A 16,047-nucleotide genomic window follows, 5' to 3' on the forward strand; every position below is an offset into this window, starting at 1 on the left:
TCAACGCCGCCGCTCCTCCGGCCACGGCCGGACGCGGCGGCGTAGCCATTCCGCGGTCTGCTCGTTCGTACGGCCGCGCAGCCAGCCCATCCAGAGGGCGAGCGGAGTGGCCACGAGACCGAGCAGCAGCGCCGTGCCCCACCCCTGGCCGGCGGAGAGCCGCATGATCACGACCGCGAGCGCGTAGCAGACCAGTGCGTAGGCCGCGTTCTTCCGCCACTTCGTCATGGTCTCCCGGATACCACAGAGGTCCGGTTACGGACGGTCAGATTTCGGCCAGGAGGCGGGCCCGGCACCTGGGTCGGTGCCGGGCCCGCGGCATTCACACACCGTGTGAGCACCGGGCTCGCATATGCCCCGCGCACACGGTTACCTCGCGCCCACCAGGCGAGTTGACTCCTGAGCGCACATCAGGGATGTGACCTGACCACGGATAGGAGTCCACTCGTGACCGCCGAGCCCGAGCATCGGGTCGTCCCTGGAGAACTCGCAGAGTTACGACGCCGCCTCGATGTGGCGTACGCCCGCGTCGAAGGCGGGCTGGCCCTGCTCAGCCCCCGCACCGAGGAGACCGCCAAGGAGATCGAGGAGCTCGACACCCGTATCCATACGCTCGAACACGCGCGATGGCCGCTGCCCGCGGTCGCCGCCGTCACAGCCGTGGGTGCCCTGGTGATGGCGATGTGGCAGGCGTTGGGACGCTAGCTCAGGGCAAGTCGTCCTGACCGAGTCTGAGATGGTGCAGCAGGAGTAACGCGGCGGCCATGGTGGCGGCCGGGACCTCGCCGCGGGCGACCAGGTCGGGGACGAGCTTGAGGGGCACCCATTCCCGGCGGTCCGACTCGAAGTCGTCCACGGGGTGCCCGACGTACTCGCCCTCGGCGGACCAGTACACGTGGTGCCGGGCGTCGGTGAGCCCGTTGGACGGCTCCACGCTCATGAGGTGGTGCAGGGGTCCCGGCCGCCAGCCGGTCTCCTCCTCCAGTTCCCTGGCGGCCGCGCGGGCGATGTCCTCGCCGTCCTCGACCACCCCGGCCGCGAGTTCCCACCCCCAGCTGTCCGTGATGAAGCGGTGCCGCCAGAGCAGCAGCACCTCGTTGGCCTCGTTCACCACCGTGGCCACCGCGACGGGCCGCAGCCGTATGAGGAAGTGGTCGAGGTTCCGGCCGTCCGGCAGTTCGACATCCGCGAGATTGACGCTGAACCAACGGTTTGAGTACACAGTTTGTTCGTTGTGTTTCGTCCACTGCATGGTTCTGCCACCTTCCGTCGAGTAAGGGGCAATATCGCAGCAGGGACGTCAGGACAGCAGGCGCACGGCGAGCGGCTCGGGGAGGTGGGCACCCCTGGCCGGACCTACAGCGGTACGCGCAGGGCCCCGTCGATGAGTTCGGCGGCCTCGGCCGTGCCCGCGCACCCGTTGCGCACCAGGTGCTCACGCACCGCCCGCAACCGGTCGCGCAACCGCTGTGACTCCATGCCGCGGGCCTGTTCGGCCATCTGCACGGCGATGGCCACCGCCTTGTCGGCATTGCCCTGCCGCAGCTCGATGGTGCTGAGCATGGCGAGCCGGTGCACCCGTCCCCGGTCGTGCGCCGGGGTGTCGACGGCGGCCGCGGCGTGCTCCCCGGCGGCCGCGATCTCCCCGAGGCTGAGCAGGGCCTCCGCCACCTGGACGTTGACCAGGCCCGGCTGGACATAGCCGGTCTCGTCGGGCTCGTGGCCCCGGCGGATGCGCTCGGCGGCCTGCTCGGCCCGCCGGATGCACGACAGGGCGCTGCCGCCGTCACCGAGATGCGCGTACGCCTTGGCCTGCATGGCGTACAGGTCGGAGGCGAGCGCCGGGGTGATGCGCCGGCCGGCGGCCCGCAGCGCGGCCTCCGCGAACGCCACGGCCTGCCGGTACTCGCGCATGAACAGCGACTGGTTGACGAGCAGCGCGATGACGTACGCGCCCAGTCCGCGGTCCCCGCTGGCCTTGGCGAGCCGCAGCGCCTGGTGGAAGTAGCGCTGGGCGAGCCCGTGCGCGTCGGAGTCGTAGGCGCAGATGCCGGCGACCGCCACCAACCCGCCCGTGGCGCGGTGCAGCTGACGGCCCGTCTCGTCGGTGTAGCTGCCGCGCAGCAGCGGCGCGGCCTCGGCGTTGAGGAATCCGACGATACGGGCGCGCGTCGCGATGCCGCCGGCCTTGCGGTACATCTGCTCGTAGTGCGTGCGGGCCGCCCGCAGCATCTCCAGGTCGCCCGGGGTGACCCGGTGTCCGCCGCCCCGGGAGACGTCCACGTCCTCGGGCGGGTTCTCCCACTCCCACACGGGCATCACGGCGGGCGTGCCGGTGAGCGCGGGAGCGCCCAGGAGGTGCGGGCGCCGCTGCTGGTCGGAGCGCCACAGGGAGGTGGCCCGCTCGACGAACCCGGACAGCGAGCCGGTGTGCGGGGCGGACGGCTCGCCGGGCACACCGAGGCCGATGTCGTCGAGGGTGACCTGCCGCCGCAGCCGCGCCGCGAGCACCTCGCAGATCAGGTCGGGCACCTGGCCCCGGGGGCGCTGCCCCTTCAGCCACCGCGCCACGGCGGTGTGTTCGTAGCGCAGGGACAGGCCTCGTGCCCGCCCCGCCTGATTGACGTGTGCGGCCAGCCCCGCGTGCGAGATCCCCGCCTCGTCCAGGATCGCGTCGAGCAGAGTGTTGGGCTGCATGTGGGCCCCCGGGTGGCTCGGTGCGGCCAGGTTAGTGGTTCCGTCTTCACACGGGGTGTGAACGGAGTGCTCGAATCCGCGCTGTGTGCGCGCTGTCGCTCACAGTCGCCGGCCGGTTGACTCGGTTGCCTCGAAAGAGGCCGGCCGGGCCGCCGGCTCCCCCTCGTACAGTCCGGCGGCCCGCTCCGCCGTCCGCCCCACCGCCTGCCCGACACTCCGTGGTGGGGCGGGCGGCATCGCCGGCCGTACGGGCGCTCACCACGAGGCCAGGGGTGTGTCGCCGGGTGCGTCGGCGCCGTGGCCGCTCGCGCGGTTCCCCGCGCCCCTGAGCGGCGTGTTCCGGCCGTTGGTGAGCATCAGCAGGGCGATGTCGTCCGCCGGGGTGCCGCGGATGTGGTGCCGCAGCGCCGTGGAGACCCGGGTGAGGACCTCTCGCGACGAGACCGGCTCGTGCCGCGCGGCGCTCTGCAGTACGGCCGGCAGCGGAAAGAACCGGCCCCGTCCGTCCCGGGCGTCCTGAGCACCGTCCGTGTAGAGGAACAGGGCGTCACCGTGCTCCAGGCAGCCCAGGCCGACAGCGGACACGTCGGCATCCGGCAGGGGGAACAGGCCCAGGGGCGGGTAGGGGTCACCGGGGGCGAGCTCCGCCGCCCGCGTGCCGCTCAGCCGGTACGGCCAGGGATGGCCGCAGTTCAGGGCGACGATCTCGCCGTCGGCCCGGATCTCCACGAGCAGCAGGGTCACGAACTCCTCCGCGTCGTCGGCGGGATGCTCCTGGAGCAGATGCCGGTCCAGGGCACGCTCCAGCCGGCGCAGCACCCCGCCGAGGTCCTTCTCGTCGTGCGCGGCCTCGCGGAAGCAGCCGAGCACGGCGGCGACGGTGCCGAACGCGCCGATCCCGTGCCCGCGTACGTCGCCCATCACGACGCGGACGCCGTACTCGGTGGCGACGACCTCGTACAGGTCCCCGCCGACCGCGGCGCCCCGCTCGGCCGAGAACCGCACCGCCGCCACATCGAGCCCGTCGACGCACGACGGCGGGGGCCGCAGCAGCGCGTCCTGCGCGGCGTCGGCGACCCGGCGCAGCCGCCGCAGCTCACGCGTCAGCGACCGCCGCGCGTGGAGGATCAGCCCCGTACCGACCGCGAAGAACACGGCGCTGGTGACGATCCGCGCCGAAAGATCGTCCTGCTGGGCGAGCGGACGGGTCAGCTCGTACGTGACGGCCGCCGCGCCCCACACCGTCGCCAGTCCGAGCCCACGCACCCGGCCGCTGATGCGGATCATGCCGATGGCCCCCCATCAGGCCCCTGACACAGAGAATCGGGCCCGCGCGCGAATGCCCGGGCGGTTGGGTGGGGCCGGCCCCGCCCAAACGCCGGGGGCCCCCACCTCACCCCACAAACCTGTGTGGTGAGCCCCCCACGGCACCACCGACCCCGCGCCGCGCCCCCAGCCCGCCCCCCCCCCCCGGGCCGCGGATGCGCACCAGCCCGCGCCCCCCCCCACCGCCCCCCCCAACTCACACCCGCCCCCCCCCTAACCGCCCGGCCCGATTCTGTGGGACAGTCCGCCCGAAACGGCGGGATCACCGACCATCACCACTCAAACGAGTGAGGTGACCCGCCCTCGGCACTAGCTCCGCAGCTCGGCCCCCAGCCGCTCACCGGCCAGGGCGACCGCCGCGTCCCGGGCCGCGGAGGCCTCGTCGACGGTCAGCGTCCGGTCGGCCGCGCGGAACCGCAGCGCGTACGCGAGGGACTTCCGTCCCTCCCCCAGCTGCTCGGCGTTCTCGTACACGTCGAACAGCCGGATGGACTCGAGCAGCTCACCGGCTCCGTCCCGCAGCGCCGCCTCGACGTCCGCGGCCGGCACGAACGCGTCGACGACCAGGGCGACGTCCTGGGTGGCCACGGGGAACGTGGAGATCCGCGGCGCCGCGACCATGGCGTCCCCGGCGGCCTCCACCGCGTCCAGGTCGAGTTCCATCGCACAGGTGCGGGCGGGCAGGCCGAGCGCCTTCACGACGCGCGGGTGCAGTTCACCGGCGTGGCCGACGACCCGCTCGGCACCGTCGGCGGTGACCGCCAGTTCGGCGCAGCGGCCCGGGTGCCACGGCCCGTACTGCCCCTTGCGGATGACCAGTTCGGCACCGGCTTCCCGGGCGACGGCCCGTGCCGCCTCGACGGCGTCGGCCCAGTCGGCCGGACGGCCCTTGCCCCACCAGCCGGCCTGCTCCCGCGCGCCGGCGAGCACGACGGCGACGTGCCGCGGCTGGTCGGGCAGCGCGGCGTCCAGCTCGGCGAGCTCCTCGTCGCTCGGACGGCCGTCGACCGGCAGCACGGCGGCGATCCGCTGCTCCTCGCGCGGCCGGAAGACCAGACCGGACTCGAACAGCGCGAGGTCGTGCGAGCCGCGGCCGTCGTTGCGGCGCAGGGCGGCGAGCAGACCCGGCAGCAGCGACGTGCGCAGCGCGGGCTCCTCGTCGCTCAGCGGGTTGCTGAGCTTCACCACCTTGCGGGCCGGGTCGTCCTTCTCCAGGCCGAGCTGGTCGAAGACCTGCTCGGCGATGAACGGGTAGTTCAGCGCCTCGACGTACCCGGCACCGGCCAGGGCGCGGCCGACGCGGCGGTGCAGCCGCTGCCGGTCCGTCAGGCCGAGGCCGGCCGGAGGCCTGGGCAGCGTGGAGGGCAGGTTCTCGTAGCCCTCCAGACGGATGACCTCTTCGGCCAGGTCGTTCGGGTCGGTGAGGTCCGGCCGCCAGGACGGCACGGTGACGAGCAGTTCATCCTGCCCGGACACCACGCAGCCGATCTCCTGCAGCCGCCGGACGACGGTCTCGCGGCCGTAGACGACGCCCGCGACCCCGTCCGGGTGGTCGGCCGGGATGGTGACGGTGCGCGGCGCGGTCGGCGCGGCGACCTCGGTGACACCCGCCTCGGCGGTGCCGCCGGCCAGCAGGACCAGCAGGTCGACGGTGCGCTGCGCGGCGGCGGCGGCCGCCTGCGGGTCGACGCCGCGCTCGAAGCGGCGGGACGCCTCGGAGGACAGCTTGTGCCGGCGCGCGGTGCGGGCGATCGACGTGGCGTCGAAGTGCGCCGCCTCGATGACGACGTCCGCCGTGACGTTCTCCACGTCGTTGGGGGTCTCCCCTGCTCGGGCGGAGTCGTCCGCGATCTCCGTGTTCGCGCCGCCCATGACACCGGCGAGCCCGATCGGGCCGCGGTCGTCGGTGATCACCAGGTCCTCGGCGTCCAGCGTGCGCTCGACGCCGTCGAGGGTGGTGAGCTTCTCGCCGGCCTCGGCGCGGCGCACGCCGATCGTGCCCTGGACCAGGCTCCGGTCGTAGGCGTGCAGCGGCTGGCCGATCTCCATCATCACGTAGTTGGTGACGTCGACGGCGAGGGAGATCGGGCGCATGCCGACCTTCTGCAGCCGGCGCTGGAGCCAGATCGGGGAGCGGGCCTCGGCGCTCAGACCGGTCACCGTGCGGGCGGTGAAGCGGTCGCAGCCGGTGGGGTCGGAGATCCGCACCGGGTAGCCGTAGGCGTTCGGCGCGGGCACGTCGAGCAGGGCCGGGTCGCGCAGCGGCAGGCCGTAGGCGGTGGCGGTCTCGCGGGCGACGCCGCGCAGCGACAGGCAGTAGCCGCGGTCGGGCGTGACGGCGATGTCGAGGACCTCGTCGACCAGTTCCAGCAGCTCGATCGCGTCCCGGCCGACCTCGGTCTCCGGGGGCAGCACGATGATGCCCTTGCTGCCGTCGTCGCCCATGCTCAGCTCGTCGCTGGAGCAGATCATGCCGCGGGACATCTTGCCGTAGGTCTTGCGCTCGGCGATCTGGAAGTCGCCGGGCAGGACGGCGCCGGGCAGGGCCACGACGACCTTGTCGCCGACGGCGAAGTTCCGGGCGCCGCAGACGATCTCCTGGGGCTCGCCGGTGCCGTTGGCATGTCCCACGTCGACGGTGCAGAAGCGGATCGGCTTCTTGAACTCCGTCAGCTCCTCGATCGTCAGCACCTGGCCGACGGCCAGGGGGCCCTTGAGGTCGGCGCCGAGCTGCTCGACGGTCTCGACCTCCAGACCGGCAGAAATGAGCTTGGCCTGGACGTCCCGGCCGGTCTCCGTCGCCGGCAGCTCGACGTACTCCCGCAGCCAGGAAAGCGGGACCCGCATCAGATCTCCATCCCGAACGGCCGGGTGAACCGGACGTCACCCTCGACCATGTCTCGCATGTCCTCGACGTTGTGGCGGAACATCAGCATCCGCTCGATGCCGAACCCGAAGGCGAAGCCGCTGTACTTCTCCGGGTCGACACCGCAGGCCCGCAGCACGCGGGGGTTGACCATGCCGCAGCCGCCGAGCTCGATCCAGCCCTCGGAGGAGCAGGTGCGGCAGGGGCGGTCGGCGTTGCCGACGGACTCGCCCTTGCAGACGTAGCAGAGCATGTCCATCTCGGCGCTCGGCTCGGTGAAGGGGAAGAAGTTCGGCCGCAGCCGGGTCTTCATGTCCGCGCCGAACAGCGACTGGACCATGTGGTCCAGCGTGCCCTTGAGGTCCGCCATCGTCAGGCCCTCGTCCACGGCGAGCAGCTCGACCTGGTGGAACACCGGGGTGTGGGTGGCGTCCAGCTCGTCGGCGCGGTACACGCGGCCCGGGCAGATGACGTAGACGGGCAGCTCGCGGTCGAGCAGGGAGCGGATCTGCACGGGCGAGGTGTGCGTGCGCAGGACGACACCGGATTCGGCGTCGCCGTTCGGGCTCTGCACGAAGAACGTGTCCTGCTCGCCGCGGGCCGGGTGGTCCGGGCCGATGTTGAGCGCGTCGAAGTTGAACCACTCCGCCTCGACCTGCGGACCCTCGGCGACCTCGTAGCCCATGGCCACGAAGACGTCCTCGATACGCTCCGACAGCGTGGTCAGCGGGTGCCGGGCGCCGGACGGCACCCGGTCGTAGGGCAGCGTGACGTCCACCGCCTCCTCGACCAGCACCCGGGCGTCCCGCTCGGCCTCCAGCTCCGTCTGGCGGGCGGCGAGGCCCTTGTTCACGGCGCCGCGGGCCTGGCCGACGCGCTTGCCGGCGTCGGCCTTGGCGTGCGGGGGCAGCGCGCCGATCTCACGGTTGGCGAGGGCCAGCGGGGAGGCGGGGCCGGTGTGGGCGACCTTGGCCTCGTGGAGCGCGTCGAGGGAGTCCGCGGCGGCGAAGGCGGCGAGCGCCTCGTCCCGCATGCGCTCGATCTCTTCCGGTTTCAACGTCTCGACCTCGACCGGGTCGTACGACTTATTCGGTGCCGACATCTCTTCCCGTGCTTCCGATTGTCCCCCAGCTGTCGCTGGGAGGTGCCCCCAGGCTGAAGGTCCCCGTCACCGGCTCCGACGGCCGTCTGGAGGGACACAAAGGTGCCAAGGGCCGAGTCTAACGGGGTGGACATAGGCGAATGCGCCCGCGGGCGGCTCAGGCCAGGTAGGCCGGAGCGCTCACGGGCAACGTAAATCGGAACTCGGCGCCCGCGCCCGGGGCGCGGCCGACCGTGATGGTGCCGCCGTGGGCCTCGACGATGCCCTTGACGATGTAGAGCCCGAGGCCCGTGCCGCCACGCTTGCTGCCCCGCCAGAAGCGGGTGAAGACGCGGTTCATCGACTCCTCCGGGATGCCGGGCCCCTCGTCGCTCACCGTGACCGACGTGCCGGCGTCCTCGCCCTCGCGGGGGGACGCCGTGGCCGTGATGTCGATCGTGACAGTTCCCTCGCCGTGCCGCACGGCGTTTTCCAGCAGGTTGCCGAGCACCTGGTCGATCTTGTCGGGGTCGGCCCACAGGCCGGGCAGCGGCTGCTGGACACGCAGCAGGAACCGGTCGGCGCTCTGCCCGGCGGCGACGTACGCCTGGATGTGCCGGCCGACGGCGGCGCCGATGTCGACGGGCTGGCGGCGCACCTCCAGGCGGCCGGAGTCGATGCGGGAGATGTCCAGCAGCTCGGCGATGAGCCGGGTGACGCGGTCGGCGTCGGCGTCGACGGTCTCCAGCATCAGCCGTTTCTGGTCGTCGGTGAACCGTTCCCACTTGGCGAGCAGGGTGGCGGTGAAGCCCTTGACGGAGGTGAGCGGGGAGCGCAGCTCGTGGGCGACGGTGGCGATCAGCTCAGCGTGGCTGCGCTCGGTGCGGCGACGGGCCTCGGTGTCACGCAGGGTGACGACCAGGCGGCGGAGAGGTCCGGTGGGGCGGCTGCGGACGTAGCGCGCGGAGACCAGCACCTCGCGCCCGCCGGGCAGCAGCAGGTTGCGCTCGGGCTGTCCGACGCGGATCGCGAGGCCGCCGTAGGGATCGGTGAGCTGCCACCAGCGCCGGCCCTCCAGGTCTTCTAACGGCAGGGCCTTCTCCAGACGCCGCCCGAGGGCGTCCTGGGCGCGGACGGCGGTGATGCGCTCGGCGGCGGTGTTGAAGCAGACGACGCGGCCATGCTCGTCGGCGACGACGAGTCCGTCGGGCAACTGGTCGGGGCCGATGCCGAGGCCGACGGGATCACCGCACGGCCCGGACGCGGCGGGCGGGCTCCCGGCGTCCGGGGCCCCCGGTGCGCTGCTCGTGCCGACGCTCATCCCCGTACCCCACCTCTCAGGCTCCGCGGAGGGTCCCTGAGCTGGTCACCCTACTAGCTCCCGGTGACGGAGCGGCACCCTCCGGGGGCGCGCTGTGCACGCGCCGACGCATACAGACATACGGCGGCGGCGGTGGCGAGGTTCAGACTCTCGGCCTTCCCGTGGATCGGGACCCGGACGACGGCGTCGGTGAGGGCGCGGGTCTCCTCCGGCAGCCCCCAGGCCTCGTTGCCGAAGACCCAGGCGGTGGGCCCGCCCATGGTGCCCTTGTCGAGTTCGTCGTCGAGGTCGCGGTCGCCGGCCCCGTCGGCGGCGAGGACGCGCACACCGGCGGCCCTGAGCCCCTCGACGGCCTGCTCGACGGGGACACCGACGGCGACGGGCAGGTGGAACAGGGAGCCGACGGAGGCGCGGACGGCCTTGGGGTTGTAGACGTCGACGGAGGCGTCGGTCAGGACGACGGCCTCGGCGCCGGCGGCGTCGGCGCAGCGCAGCACGGTGCCCGCGTTGCCGGGGTCCCGGACGTTGGCGAGCAGGGCGACGAGCCGGGGGCGGGCCCGCAGCACGTCCTCGAAGGGCGTGTCGAGGAACCGGCAGACCCCGACCAGCCCCTGGGGGGTGACGGTGGTGGAGATGTCGGCGATGACCTGCTCGGAAGCCAGGTGCACCCGGGCTCCGGCGTCCCGGGCCTCCGCCACGATGTCGGCGTACCGCTCGGCGGCCTCGAGCGTCGCGAACAACTCCACGAGCGTGGCCGTGTCCCCGGCCCGGTGCCCGGCGGCCTCCCGCACGGCCTGCGGTCCCTCCGCGAGGAACAGCCGCTCCTTGCCCCGGACGTTCCGCTTGGCCAGCCGCCGCGCGGCCAGGACGCGGGGGGAGCGGGGCGAGATGAGCTCGGGGGTGGCAGGGGACATCCGGTTCGCTTTCTCCGTAACTCCTACACAGCAGGACCCGCAGGCCGTCCGGCCTGCGGGTCCTTCAGTCGCCTGGGCTGAGCGCCGGCGTCAGGCCACCTTGGGGGCGTTGACGTCGCTCGGCAGCGCCTTCTGGGCGACCTCGACGAGGGCCGCGAAGGCGCCCGCGTCGTTGACGGCCAGCTCGGCCAGGATCTTGCGGTCGACCTCGACGTTCGCGGCCTTCAGACCCTGGATGAAGCGGTTGTAGGTCATGCCGTTGGCGCGGGCGGCGGCGTTGATGCGCTGGATCCACAGCTGGCGGAAGTCACCCTTGCGCTTCTTGCGGTCGTTGTAGTTGTAGACCAGCGAGTGGGTGACCTGCTCCTTGGCCTTGCGGTACAGGCGCGAACGCTGACCGCGGTAGCCGGAGGCCTGCTCGAGGATCGCCCGGCGCTTCTTGTGGGCGTTGACTGCCCGCTTGACGCGTGCCACTTCTTAACTCCTTGTAGCGGGGCCGCGGTGATCCTCACACGGCCCGAAATCGATTGGGTCCCGGTCTGACGTGCGTCCGGCGCTCACGCGCCGGGGCGTCACTTGCCGAGAAGCTTCTTGATCTTCGCGGCGTCGCCCGGGGCCATCTCGGCGTTGCCGGTGAGGCGACGCGTCACACGGGACGACTTGTGCTCGAGCAGGTGGCGCTTGCCGGCGCGCTCGCGGAGCACCTTGCCGGAGCCGGTGATCTTGAAGCGCTTGCTGGCACCGCTGTGCGACTTGTTCTTCGGCATAGCGCCGTCTCTCCTCGTCGGTGGCGCTCCGGTGCCCGGTCGTGAAACCGGGCACGGTGGAGCGTCGTCTTGTTTCGGTTGTTTCCTGGGACTGGCGTCCCGGGGGTCACGCCTCGGCGGGCTCCTCAGCCGGCGCCTCGGACTCCGCGGCGTTCTGCGACTTGCCGGGGTTGGCCTTCGCTTCCGCCTTGCGGGCTTCCTGCGCCTGGCGAGCCTCGGCCATCGCCTCGGTCTTCTTCTTGTGCGGACCGAGGACCATGATCATGTTCCGGCCGTCCTGCTTCGGGTTCGACTCCACGAAGCCAAGGTCCTGGACGTCCTCCGCGAGACGCTGCAGCAGCCGGTAGCCCAGCTCGGGCCGGGACTGCTCGCGACCACGGAACATGATCGTGATCTTGACCTTGTCGCCCTGCTTGAGGAACCGGACGACGTGACCCTTCTTGGTGTCATAGTCGTGCGGGTCGATCTTCGGCCGGAGCTTCATCTCCTTGATGACCGTGTGCGCCTGGTTCTTGCGCGCCTCACGGGCCTTCATGGCCGACTCGTACTTGAACTTCCCGTAGTCCATGAGCTTGCACACGGGCGGACGGGCGTTCGCCGCGACCTCGACCAGGTCCAGGTCGTACTCCTGCGCAAGCTCCAGTGCCTTGGCCAGGGGGACGATGCCCACCTGCTCGCCACTGGGACCGACAAGTCGCACCTCGGGAACGCGAATCCGGTCGTTGATGCGGGGCTCGGCGCTGATGGATCCTCCTCGGTAGCACCACGCGGCGGTCTGGCGGACGGCCGCGTAACGTCTGTGTTCGTTAGACCTAACCGCGCAGAGGCAACAAAAATGCCCCGACGATTCCCAGGCGGGGCTCCTCGAACTACCGGAGCACCGCCGCAGGGACCGCGGGGCGCGCTTTCGGACGGATCGCCGTCGCGGGACGGGACCGTCTGACCGGTGACCCGCCGCCCTGAGAGTGGTCGGGTGGGAGTTCGAAAACCTCCACTTGTGGGCCGGGCTCGTGGGCTGTGAGGCATACGTGTCCGGCCGGTCGTTACCCGAGATTACCAGCAAAGGCCAGGAACGGCTAATTGCGGGCCCTCGTGGAGGGGCCGGGGTCCGGTGCGGGGTGCGCCCGTGCTGCACCTATCGTGAGGGGCATGAGTGACACCCCTCCTGAGTCCCCCGACTTCGACGCCATGGCCCGCGACATCGCGGAGGTCCCGGCGGTCGAGGTGATCGTGACGGTCGCCGTCAACCTGATGAGTGCCGCCGCGGTGAAGCTCGGTCTGACCGAGGAGGGCGAGAAGCACAAGGACCTGGACGAGGCCCGCAAGCTGGTGCACGCGCTGGCCGGTCTGCTGGACGCCTCCGCCACCGAGATCAGCTCGTTCCACGCGGCGCCCCTGCGCGACGGCCTGAAGTCGCTGCAGCTGGCCTTCCGCGAGGCCTCGCTCGTGCCGGACGAGCCCGGTCAGGGCCCGGGCGAGAAGTACACGGGCCCGGTCTACGGCTAGGGCCTGTCGTGTGGATCAGGTCGCAGGAAACGGACCGTGCTGGTCAACGCCGGTGAGCGGGGTCTGGTGCGTGCAGATGCAAGGCGGAGGAGGGAGTCGACACGGAGCGTCGGCGACTGACGACAACGCGGTAGATGCGCGTGCCAGACCCTCCGTCTGCGGGCTGATCCAAACGACAGGCCCTGGGGGTCAGCGGACGTAGAGGGGCTCGCCCGGGGGCGTCGCCTCGGCCGGCAGCAGTGCCAGGTCGAGACCGCGCACCAGGCGGGCCCTCAGTGTCTCGTCGGCGGCCAGGCGCCCGGCGACGGACCGGGCGGCCTCGGCGGGAGCCGCGGACGGGTCGAGGACCAGGGCGAGGGTGCCGTCGGCCCGTCCGGGCCCGAGGTGCGCGCGCAGGACGGCGGGCTCGCCGGCCACGGCCGCGCGTACGGCGTCGACCACGGCCGGGTCCGCGAGCGGATCGGTGGTGTCGCGGCCCTCCGCGAGGGCGAGCAGGGCGGGTCCGGTCAGTTCGAACGGCACCGGACCGGCGAGGTCCAGCACGACCGTGTCCGCCTTCTCGTGCACGGCGGCCTGCAGGGCCTGGTGCAGGGGTACGGCGACGGGCCGGGCGGCCGGGTCCCAGCGGGCGAGGGAGTCGGTGGAGGTGAAGGCCGGCAGAGCGGTGCGGTTACCGGCCTTCAGGGTCGGTACGGCCATGTCGCTGGTCTTCTCGCGGCGCAGTCCCCGCTCGTCCTCCTCGACCTCGCCGAGCACGGCGACGACGGGGACGAGCAGCCGGGCGCCCTTGAGCGCCTCCAGGACGGGTCCCACGGCGGTGCGGTCCTCGGACCAGGCGGCGAGCGCCGCGCTCAGCCGGGGGTCGGCGGAGCCGTCGTCGTCGGAGAAGCCGGGGTCGGGGATGTTCTTGTTCGCCACGGTCGTCGACCCTATCGGCAGGGTGCGCGGTCCCCGGCGGCGGCTCAGCAGTCCTCGCGGCCCGTGCGTCGGCCGCGCCACAGCACCACCGCGGCGACCAGCAGGACTCCGCCGGCGCTGCCCGCGAGGGGGGCGGCCCAGTCGGCGGTGCCGTCGTCCGAGGACGCCTCGTCCGGGCCGTCGCCGAAGTACTCCGCGCCGTAGGACACCGACCTGAGGCCGCCGTCGTCGAGGCGTTCCGCCTCCTTGATGGCGGCGGCCGGGTCGATGAAACCGAAGCCGCGGGAGTCGTCGCGGCCGTCGACGGGGGCGTTACGGGCGGTGTCCTCCAGGAGCGACTTGACCTGGGCCGGTGTCAGGTCCGGGTGGGCCGCCCTGACCAGGGCGGCGGCGCCGGAGACGAAGGCGGCGGCGGCGCTGGTGCCCCAGCCCTCGTAGTACTTGTGGTCCGGGTCGGCGATGACGACGTCGACGCCGGGGGCGCTGACGGTGGCGTACCAGCGGCGGGTGGAGAAGGGGGCGCGGGTGCCGGCCCGGTCGACGGCCGTGGCGGCGATGACGCCGGGGTAGGCGGCCGGGTAGGAGATGCGGTCGCCCTTCTCGCCGCCGTTGCCGGCGGAGGCGACGACGACCACGCCCTTCCTCAGGGCGTACTGGATGGCCTGGTCCTCGGTGGGCTCGGGGTGCGCGGAGGCGGAGTCGTCGCCGAGGGAGAGGTTGATGACGTCGGCGCCGTGATCGGCGGCCCAGCGGATGCCCTCGGCGAGGGCGTTGCCGCGGGTGCTGCGGGCCTTGGCGCGGGACGGGTCGCCGTCCTCCAGGATCACCCGGACGGGGAGGATCCTGGCCTCGGGGGCGATGCCCAGGACGCCTTCGGAGTTGCCCGGGCCGTGGCCGTGGCCGGCGATGATCCCGGCCATGGCCGTGCCGTGACGGGCCCAGGCGCGGTCGCCGCGCTCGGCTCCGAAGCCCACCAGGTCCCGGCCGGGGAGGACGTTGCCGGCCAGGTCGGGGTGGTCCTCCTCGACCCCGGTGTCCAGGACGGCGACGGTGACGCCCGCGCCCTTCGTGGTCTGCCAGGCCTCCTGGGTGTGCATGGCCTCCAGGGCCCACTGCCGGTTCCGGATGCCGTCGGCGTGGGCGGTGACCGGCGGGACGGCCAGAACGAGGCCGGCGGTGAGGAGGACGCTCAGGAGCCCGCCCTTGCGGGACACGACGGCTTTCACGACGGCTGCTCCGTGGCCGAGCGGACGTTCTTGCGGAGGTCGCGTTCGATGCGGTCCGCCAGGCCCTGCGCCTCGTGGCCGAGGCCGGCCTGGGCGGGGGCACTGGTGGCGCCGGACGCCAGGGCGTCCTCGGCGGGCTGCGGGTCGTCGACGGAACGGCCGTCGGCCCAGCCGGACACGGCGTAGACGACGACCGGGGCATCGGTGAGTACCGAGACGGTCCAGGAGGCGCGCTGCCCGGCGCCGAAGTCCGCGGCGGGGGTGCCCTTCGCGGCGTACGGCAGGGGCATGAGGTCGGTGCGGCGGTCCAGGCGCTCCTTGCGGAAACGGTTCGCGAGGGAGGTCATGCCCGGGGCGTCGGCCGTGGTGAAGAGCAGACCGACGGTGGTCACGTGGCTCTCGGTGGCGTCCGTGTAGGTGGCGCGCAGGAGGCGTGCGCAGCCGACGGGGGCGAGGACCTTGTGCAGCAGCGGGTCGAAGGCGTCCTTGCAGCCGCTGTCCGGGGCGACGGCGATCCGGGTCCAGGCCCGGTCGGCGCCGCCGGGGCCGGCGCCCCGGCCCTGCACGGTGGGCGGGAACAGCTGGTCGACCGGGACGCTGTGCCAGAGGCTTCCGGCGGCGGTGTAGGTGCTGCGCGTGCCCTTCTCTCCGGGGTCGCCGACGAGCCAGCTGCCGGTGACCGCGCCGGAGACGAGGCCCAGCCCGAGCACGAGGCAGACGGCGGCGGCGGCGGTCTGCGAGGCTCCCCGCCGTCCGAGCGGCCGGGGCCGGGCGTCGGCGTCGTAGCCCTCGGGTTGCCCGAACGACACGACGGGGCGCGTGTGGCCGGGGACGCCGCCGGGGGTGAGGGGGGCGCTCCAGGACAGCGAGGGGTCGGGGGCGACGGTGGGGGCGGAGGGCCCCGGCGGCACACGAGTGCCCTGACCGGCCCCGGCGGCCGCTCCCGGCTGTGGCTCTTGCGGAGGGTGGGGCGGGGTGCCCGGGCGCGTGGCGGTGCTGGGTCCGGCCGGGTGGCCGAAGGACGCGGCGGGATCGGCGGGCACGGGCCGCAGGCGTGCGGTCGTCTCGGACGCCTGCTCGTCGGGGGCAGCGCCTGCGGGGCGGGGCGTGGGAAGACGGGACGGGCGGCGGTCGGTCGTCCCCGGTGGGCCTTCCACGGGGGCGCCCTGGTGGCCCCGCCGGTCCGGCGACGTGTTCGGCGATGTCGTGGCGCGGTCGTCCGGGCCGTGGCCAGGGGCGGGAAAGCCGAACAGGCGATCGGTCGCCTCCGGCGAAACTCCCGCCGGGGTCCCCTGACGGCCCCGCCGGTCCGGCGACGTGTTCGGCGACGTCGTGGCGCGGTCGTCCGGGCCGTGGCCAGGGGCGGGAAAGCCGAACAGGCGATCGGTCGCCTCCGGCGAAACTCCCGCCGGGGTCCCCTGACGG

Annotated in this window: 16 protein-coding genes; 2 read left to right on the plus strand and 14 right to left on the minus strand. The window is 73.0% G+C overall.

Annotation, left to right across the window (positions count from 1 at the left end; translation table 11 throughout):
• On the minus strand, positions 1–228 hold the full coding sequence (locus ACFW6P_RS04330) for a hypothetical protein (RefSeq protein WP_386358208.1): 228 nt from the start codon (positions 226–228) through the stop codon (positions 1–3).
• Positions 229–447: 219 nt separating this feature from the next.
• Here ACFW6P_RS04330 and ACFW6P_RS04335 point away from each other — a divergent pair, with 219 nt between their 5' ends.
• Positions 448–705: a hypothetical protein gene (locus tag ACFW6P_RS04335; protein ID WP_386422904.1), complete on the plus strand. Its 258-nt coding sequence runs from the start codon at positions 448–450 to the stop codon at positions 703–705.
• A gap of 1 nt (position 706) precedes the next feature.
• Here the strand turns inward: ACFW6P_RS04335 and ACFW6P_RS04340 are convergent, their stop codons facing one another.
• The 10 genes from ACFW6P_RS04340 to infC form a co-directional block, all read right to left on the minus strand.
• Complete coding sequence (locus tag ACFW6P_RS04340) at positions 707–1,252, minus strand: NUDIX hydrolase (RefSeq protein ID WP_386358212.1); 546 nt, start codon at positions 1,250–1,252, stop codon at positions 707–709.
• A gap of 104 nt (positions 1,253–1,356) precedes the next feature.
• Entirely contained in the window at positions 1,357–2,697 is a 1,341-nt protein-coding gene (locus ACFW6P_RS04345) for a transcriptional regulator (RefSeq protein WP_386358214.1), read from the minus strand.
• Between the two features lie 255 nt (positions 2,698–2,952).
• On the minus strand, positions 2,953–3,984 hold the full coding sequence (locus ACFW6P_RS04350; protein WP_386422905.1) for a PP2C family protein-serine/threonine phosphatase: 1,032 nt from the start codon (positions 3,982–3,984) through the stop codon (positions 2,953–2,955).
• A 348-nt stretch (positions 3,985–4,332) separates the two neighbouring features.
• Positions 4,333–6,870 (minus strand): phenylalanine--tRNA ligase subunit beta, encoded by a 2,538-nt coding sequence (gene pheT, locus ACFW6P_RS04355; RefSeq protein WP_386422906.1) that lies wholly within the window; start codon positions 6,868–6,870, stop codon positions 4,333–4,335.
• Positions 6,870–7,991 (minus strand): phenylalanine--tRNA ligase subunit alpha, encoded by a 1,122-nt coding sequence (gene pheS, locus ACFW6P_RS04360; protein ID WP_386358219.1) that lies wholly within the window; start codon positions 7,989–7,991, stop codon positions 6,870–6,872. Before pheS ends, pheT begins: the two co-directional genes overlap by 1 nt.
• 157 nt (positions 7,992–8,148) lie before the next feature.
• Positions 8,149–9,291, minus strand: a complete 1,143-nt coding sequence (locus tag ACFW6P_RS04365) for an ATP-binding protein (protein ID WP_386358221.1) — start codon at positions 9,289–9,291, stop codon at positions 8,149–8,151.
• Positions 9,292–9,344: 53 nt separating this feature from the next.
• The gene (locus ACFW6P_RS04370) at positions 9,345–10,205 is read right to left on the minus strand and encodes a TrmH family RNA methyltransferase (protein WP_386358223.1); all 861 of its coding nucleotides are present in this window, start codon (positions 10,203–10,205) and stop codon (positions 9,345–9,347) included.
• A gap of 90 nt (positions 10,206–10,295) precedes the next feature.
• Positions 10,296–10,679 (minus strand): 50S ribosomal protein L20, encoded by a 384-nt coding sequence (rplT, locus tag ACFW6P_RS04375; RefSeq protein ID WP_386422908.1) that lies wholly within the window; start codon positions 10,677–10,679, stop codon positions 10,296–10,298.
• Positions 10,680–10,777: 98 nt separating this feature from the next.
• The gene (rpmI, locus tag ACFW6P_RS04380; protein WP_003977225.1) at positions 10,778–10,972 is read right to left on the minus strand and encodes a 50S ribosomal protein L35; all 195 of its coding nucleotides are present in this window, start codon (positions 10,970–10,972) and stop codon (positions 10,778–10,780) included.
• 106 nt (positions 10,973–11,078) lie between these two features.
• Positions 11,079–11,717 carry a translation initiation factor IF-3 gene (infC, locus tag ACFW6P_RS04385; RefSeq protein WP_229906527.1) on the minus strand — a complete coding sequence of 213 codons (639 nt, stop codon included), beginning with the start codon at positions 11,715–11,717 and terminating at the stop codon, positions 11,079–11,081.
• A 404-nt stretch (positions 11,718–12,121) separates the two neighbouring features.
• On the opposite strand from infC, the gene ACFW6P_RS04390 reads away from it, so the two are divergent.
• Complete coding sequence (locus ACFW6P_RS04390) at positions 12,122–12,478, plus strand: DUF1844 domain-containing protein (RefSeq protein WP_386358225.1); 357 nt, start codon at positions 12,122–12,124, stop codon at positions 12,476–12,478.
• 189 nt (positions 12,479–12,667) lie between these two features.
• Here the strand turns inward: ACFW6P_RS04390 and ACFW6P_RS04395 are convergent, their stop codons facing one another.
• The 3 genes from ACFW6P_RS04395 to ACFW6P_RS04405 are packed head-to-tail and all read right to left on the minus strand — an operon-like array spanning position 12,668 to position 15,533.
• Positions 12,668–13,396, minus strand: coding sequence for an SseB family protein (locus ACFW6P_RS04395; protein ID WP_386422909.1), 729 nt, complete (start codon positions 13,394–13,396; stop codon positions 12,668–12,670).
• 44 nt (positions 13,397–13,440) lie between these two features.
• Entirely contained in the window at positions 13,441–14,622 is a 1,182-nt protein-coding gene (gene mycP, locus ACFW6P_RS04400) for a type VII secretion-associated serine protease mycosin (protein ID WP_386358229.1), read from the minus strand.
• A complete protein-coding gene (locus ACFW6P_RS04405; RefSeq protein WP_386422911.1) occupies positions 14,619–15,533 on the minus strand; it encodes a hypothetical protein in 915 nt (304 codons plus the stop codon). The genes mycP and ACFW6P_RS04405 overlap by 4 nt, the downstream gene beginning before the upstream one ends.
• Positions 15,534–16,047: the final 514 nt, after the last annotated feature.

This window comes from Streptomyces sp. NPDC058741, assembly GCF_042746715.1.
Classification (GTDB): Bacteria; Actinomycetota; Actinomycetes; order Streptomycetales; family Streptomycetaceae; genus Streptomyces.

Coding starts and splice junctions, on each gene's coding strand:
- ACFW6P_RS04330 (WP_386358208.1), bottom strand. CDS start 228: ATGACGAAGTGGCGGAAGAACGCGGCCTACGCACTGGTCTGCTACGCG.
- ACFW6P_RS04340 (WP_386358212.1), bottom strand. CDS start 1,252: ATGCAGTGGACGAAACACAACGAACAAACTGTGTACTCAAACCGTTGG.
- ACFW6P_RS04345 (WP_386358214.1), bottom strand. CDS start 2,697: ATGCAGCCCAACACTCTGCTCGACGCGATCCTGGACGAGGCGGGGATC.
- ACFW6P_RS04350 (WP_386422905.1), bottom strand. CDS start 3,984: ATGATCCGCATCAGCGGCCGGGTGCGTGGGCTCGGACTGGCGACGGTG.
- pheT (WP_386422906.1), bottom strand. CDS start 6,870: ATGCGGGTCCCGCTTTCCTGGCTGCGGGAGTACGTCGAGCTGCCGGCG.
- pheS (WP_386358219.1), bottom strand. CDS start 7,991: ATGTCGGCACCGAATAAGTCGTACGACCCGGTCGAGGTCGAGACGTTG.
- ACFW6P_RS04365 (WP_386358221.1), bottom strand. CDS start 9,291: ATGAGCGTCGGCACGAGCAGCGCACCGGGGGCCCCGGACGCCGGGAGC.
- ACFW6P_RS04370 (WP_386358223.1), bottom strand. CDS start 10,205: ATGTCCCCTGCCACCCCCGAGCTCATCTCGCCCCGCTCCCCCCGCGTC.
- rpmI (WP_003977225.1), bottom strand. CDS start 10,972: ATGCCGAAGAACAAGTCGCACAGCGGTGCCAGCAAGCGCTTCAAGATC.
- ACFW6P_RS04390 (WP_386358225.1), top strand. CDS start 12,122: ATGAGTGACACCCCTCCTGAGTCCCCCGACTTCGACGCCATGGCCCGC.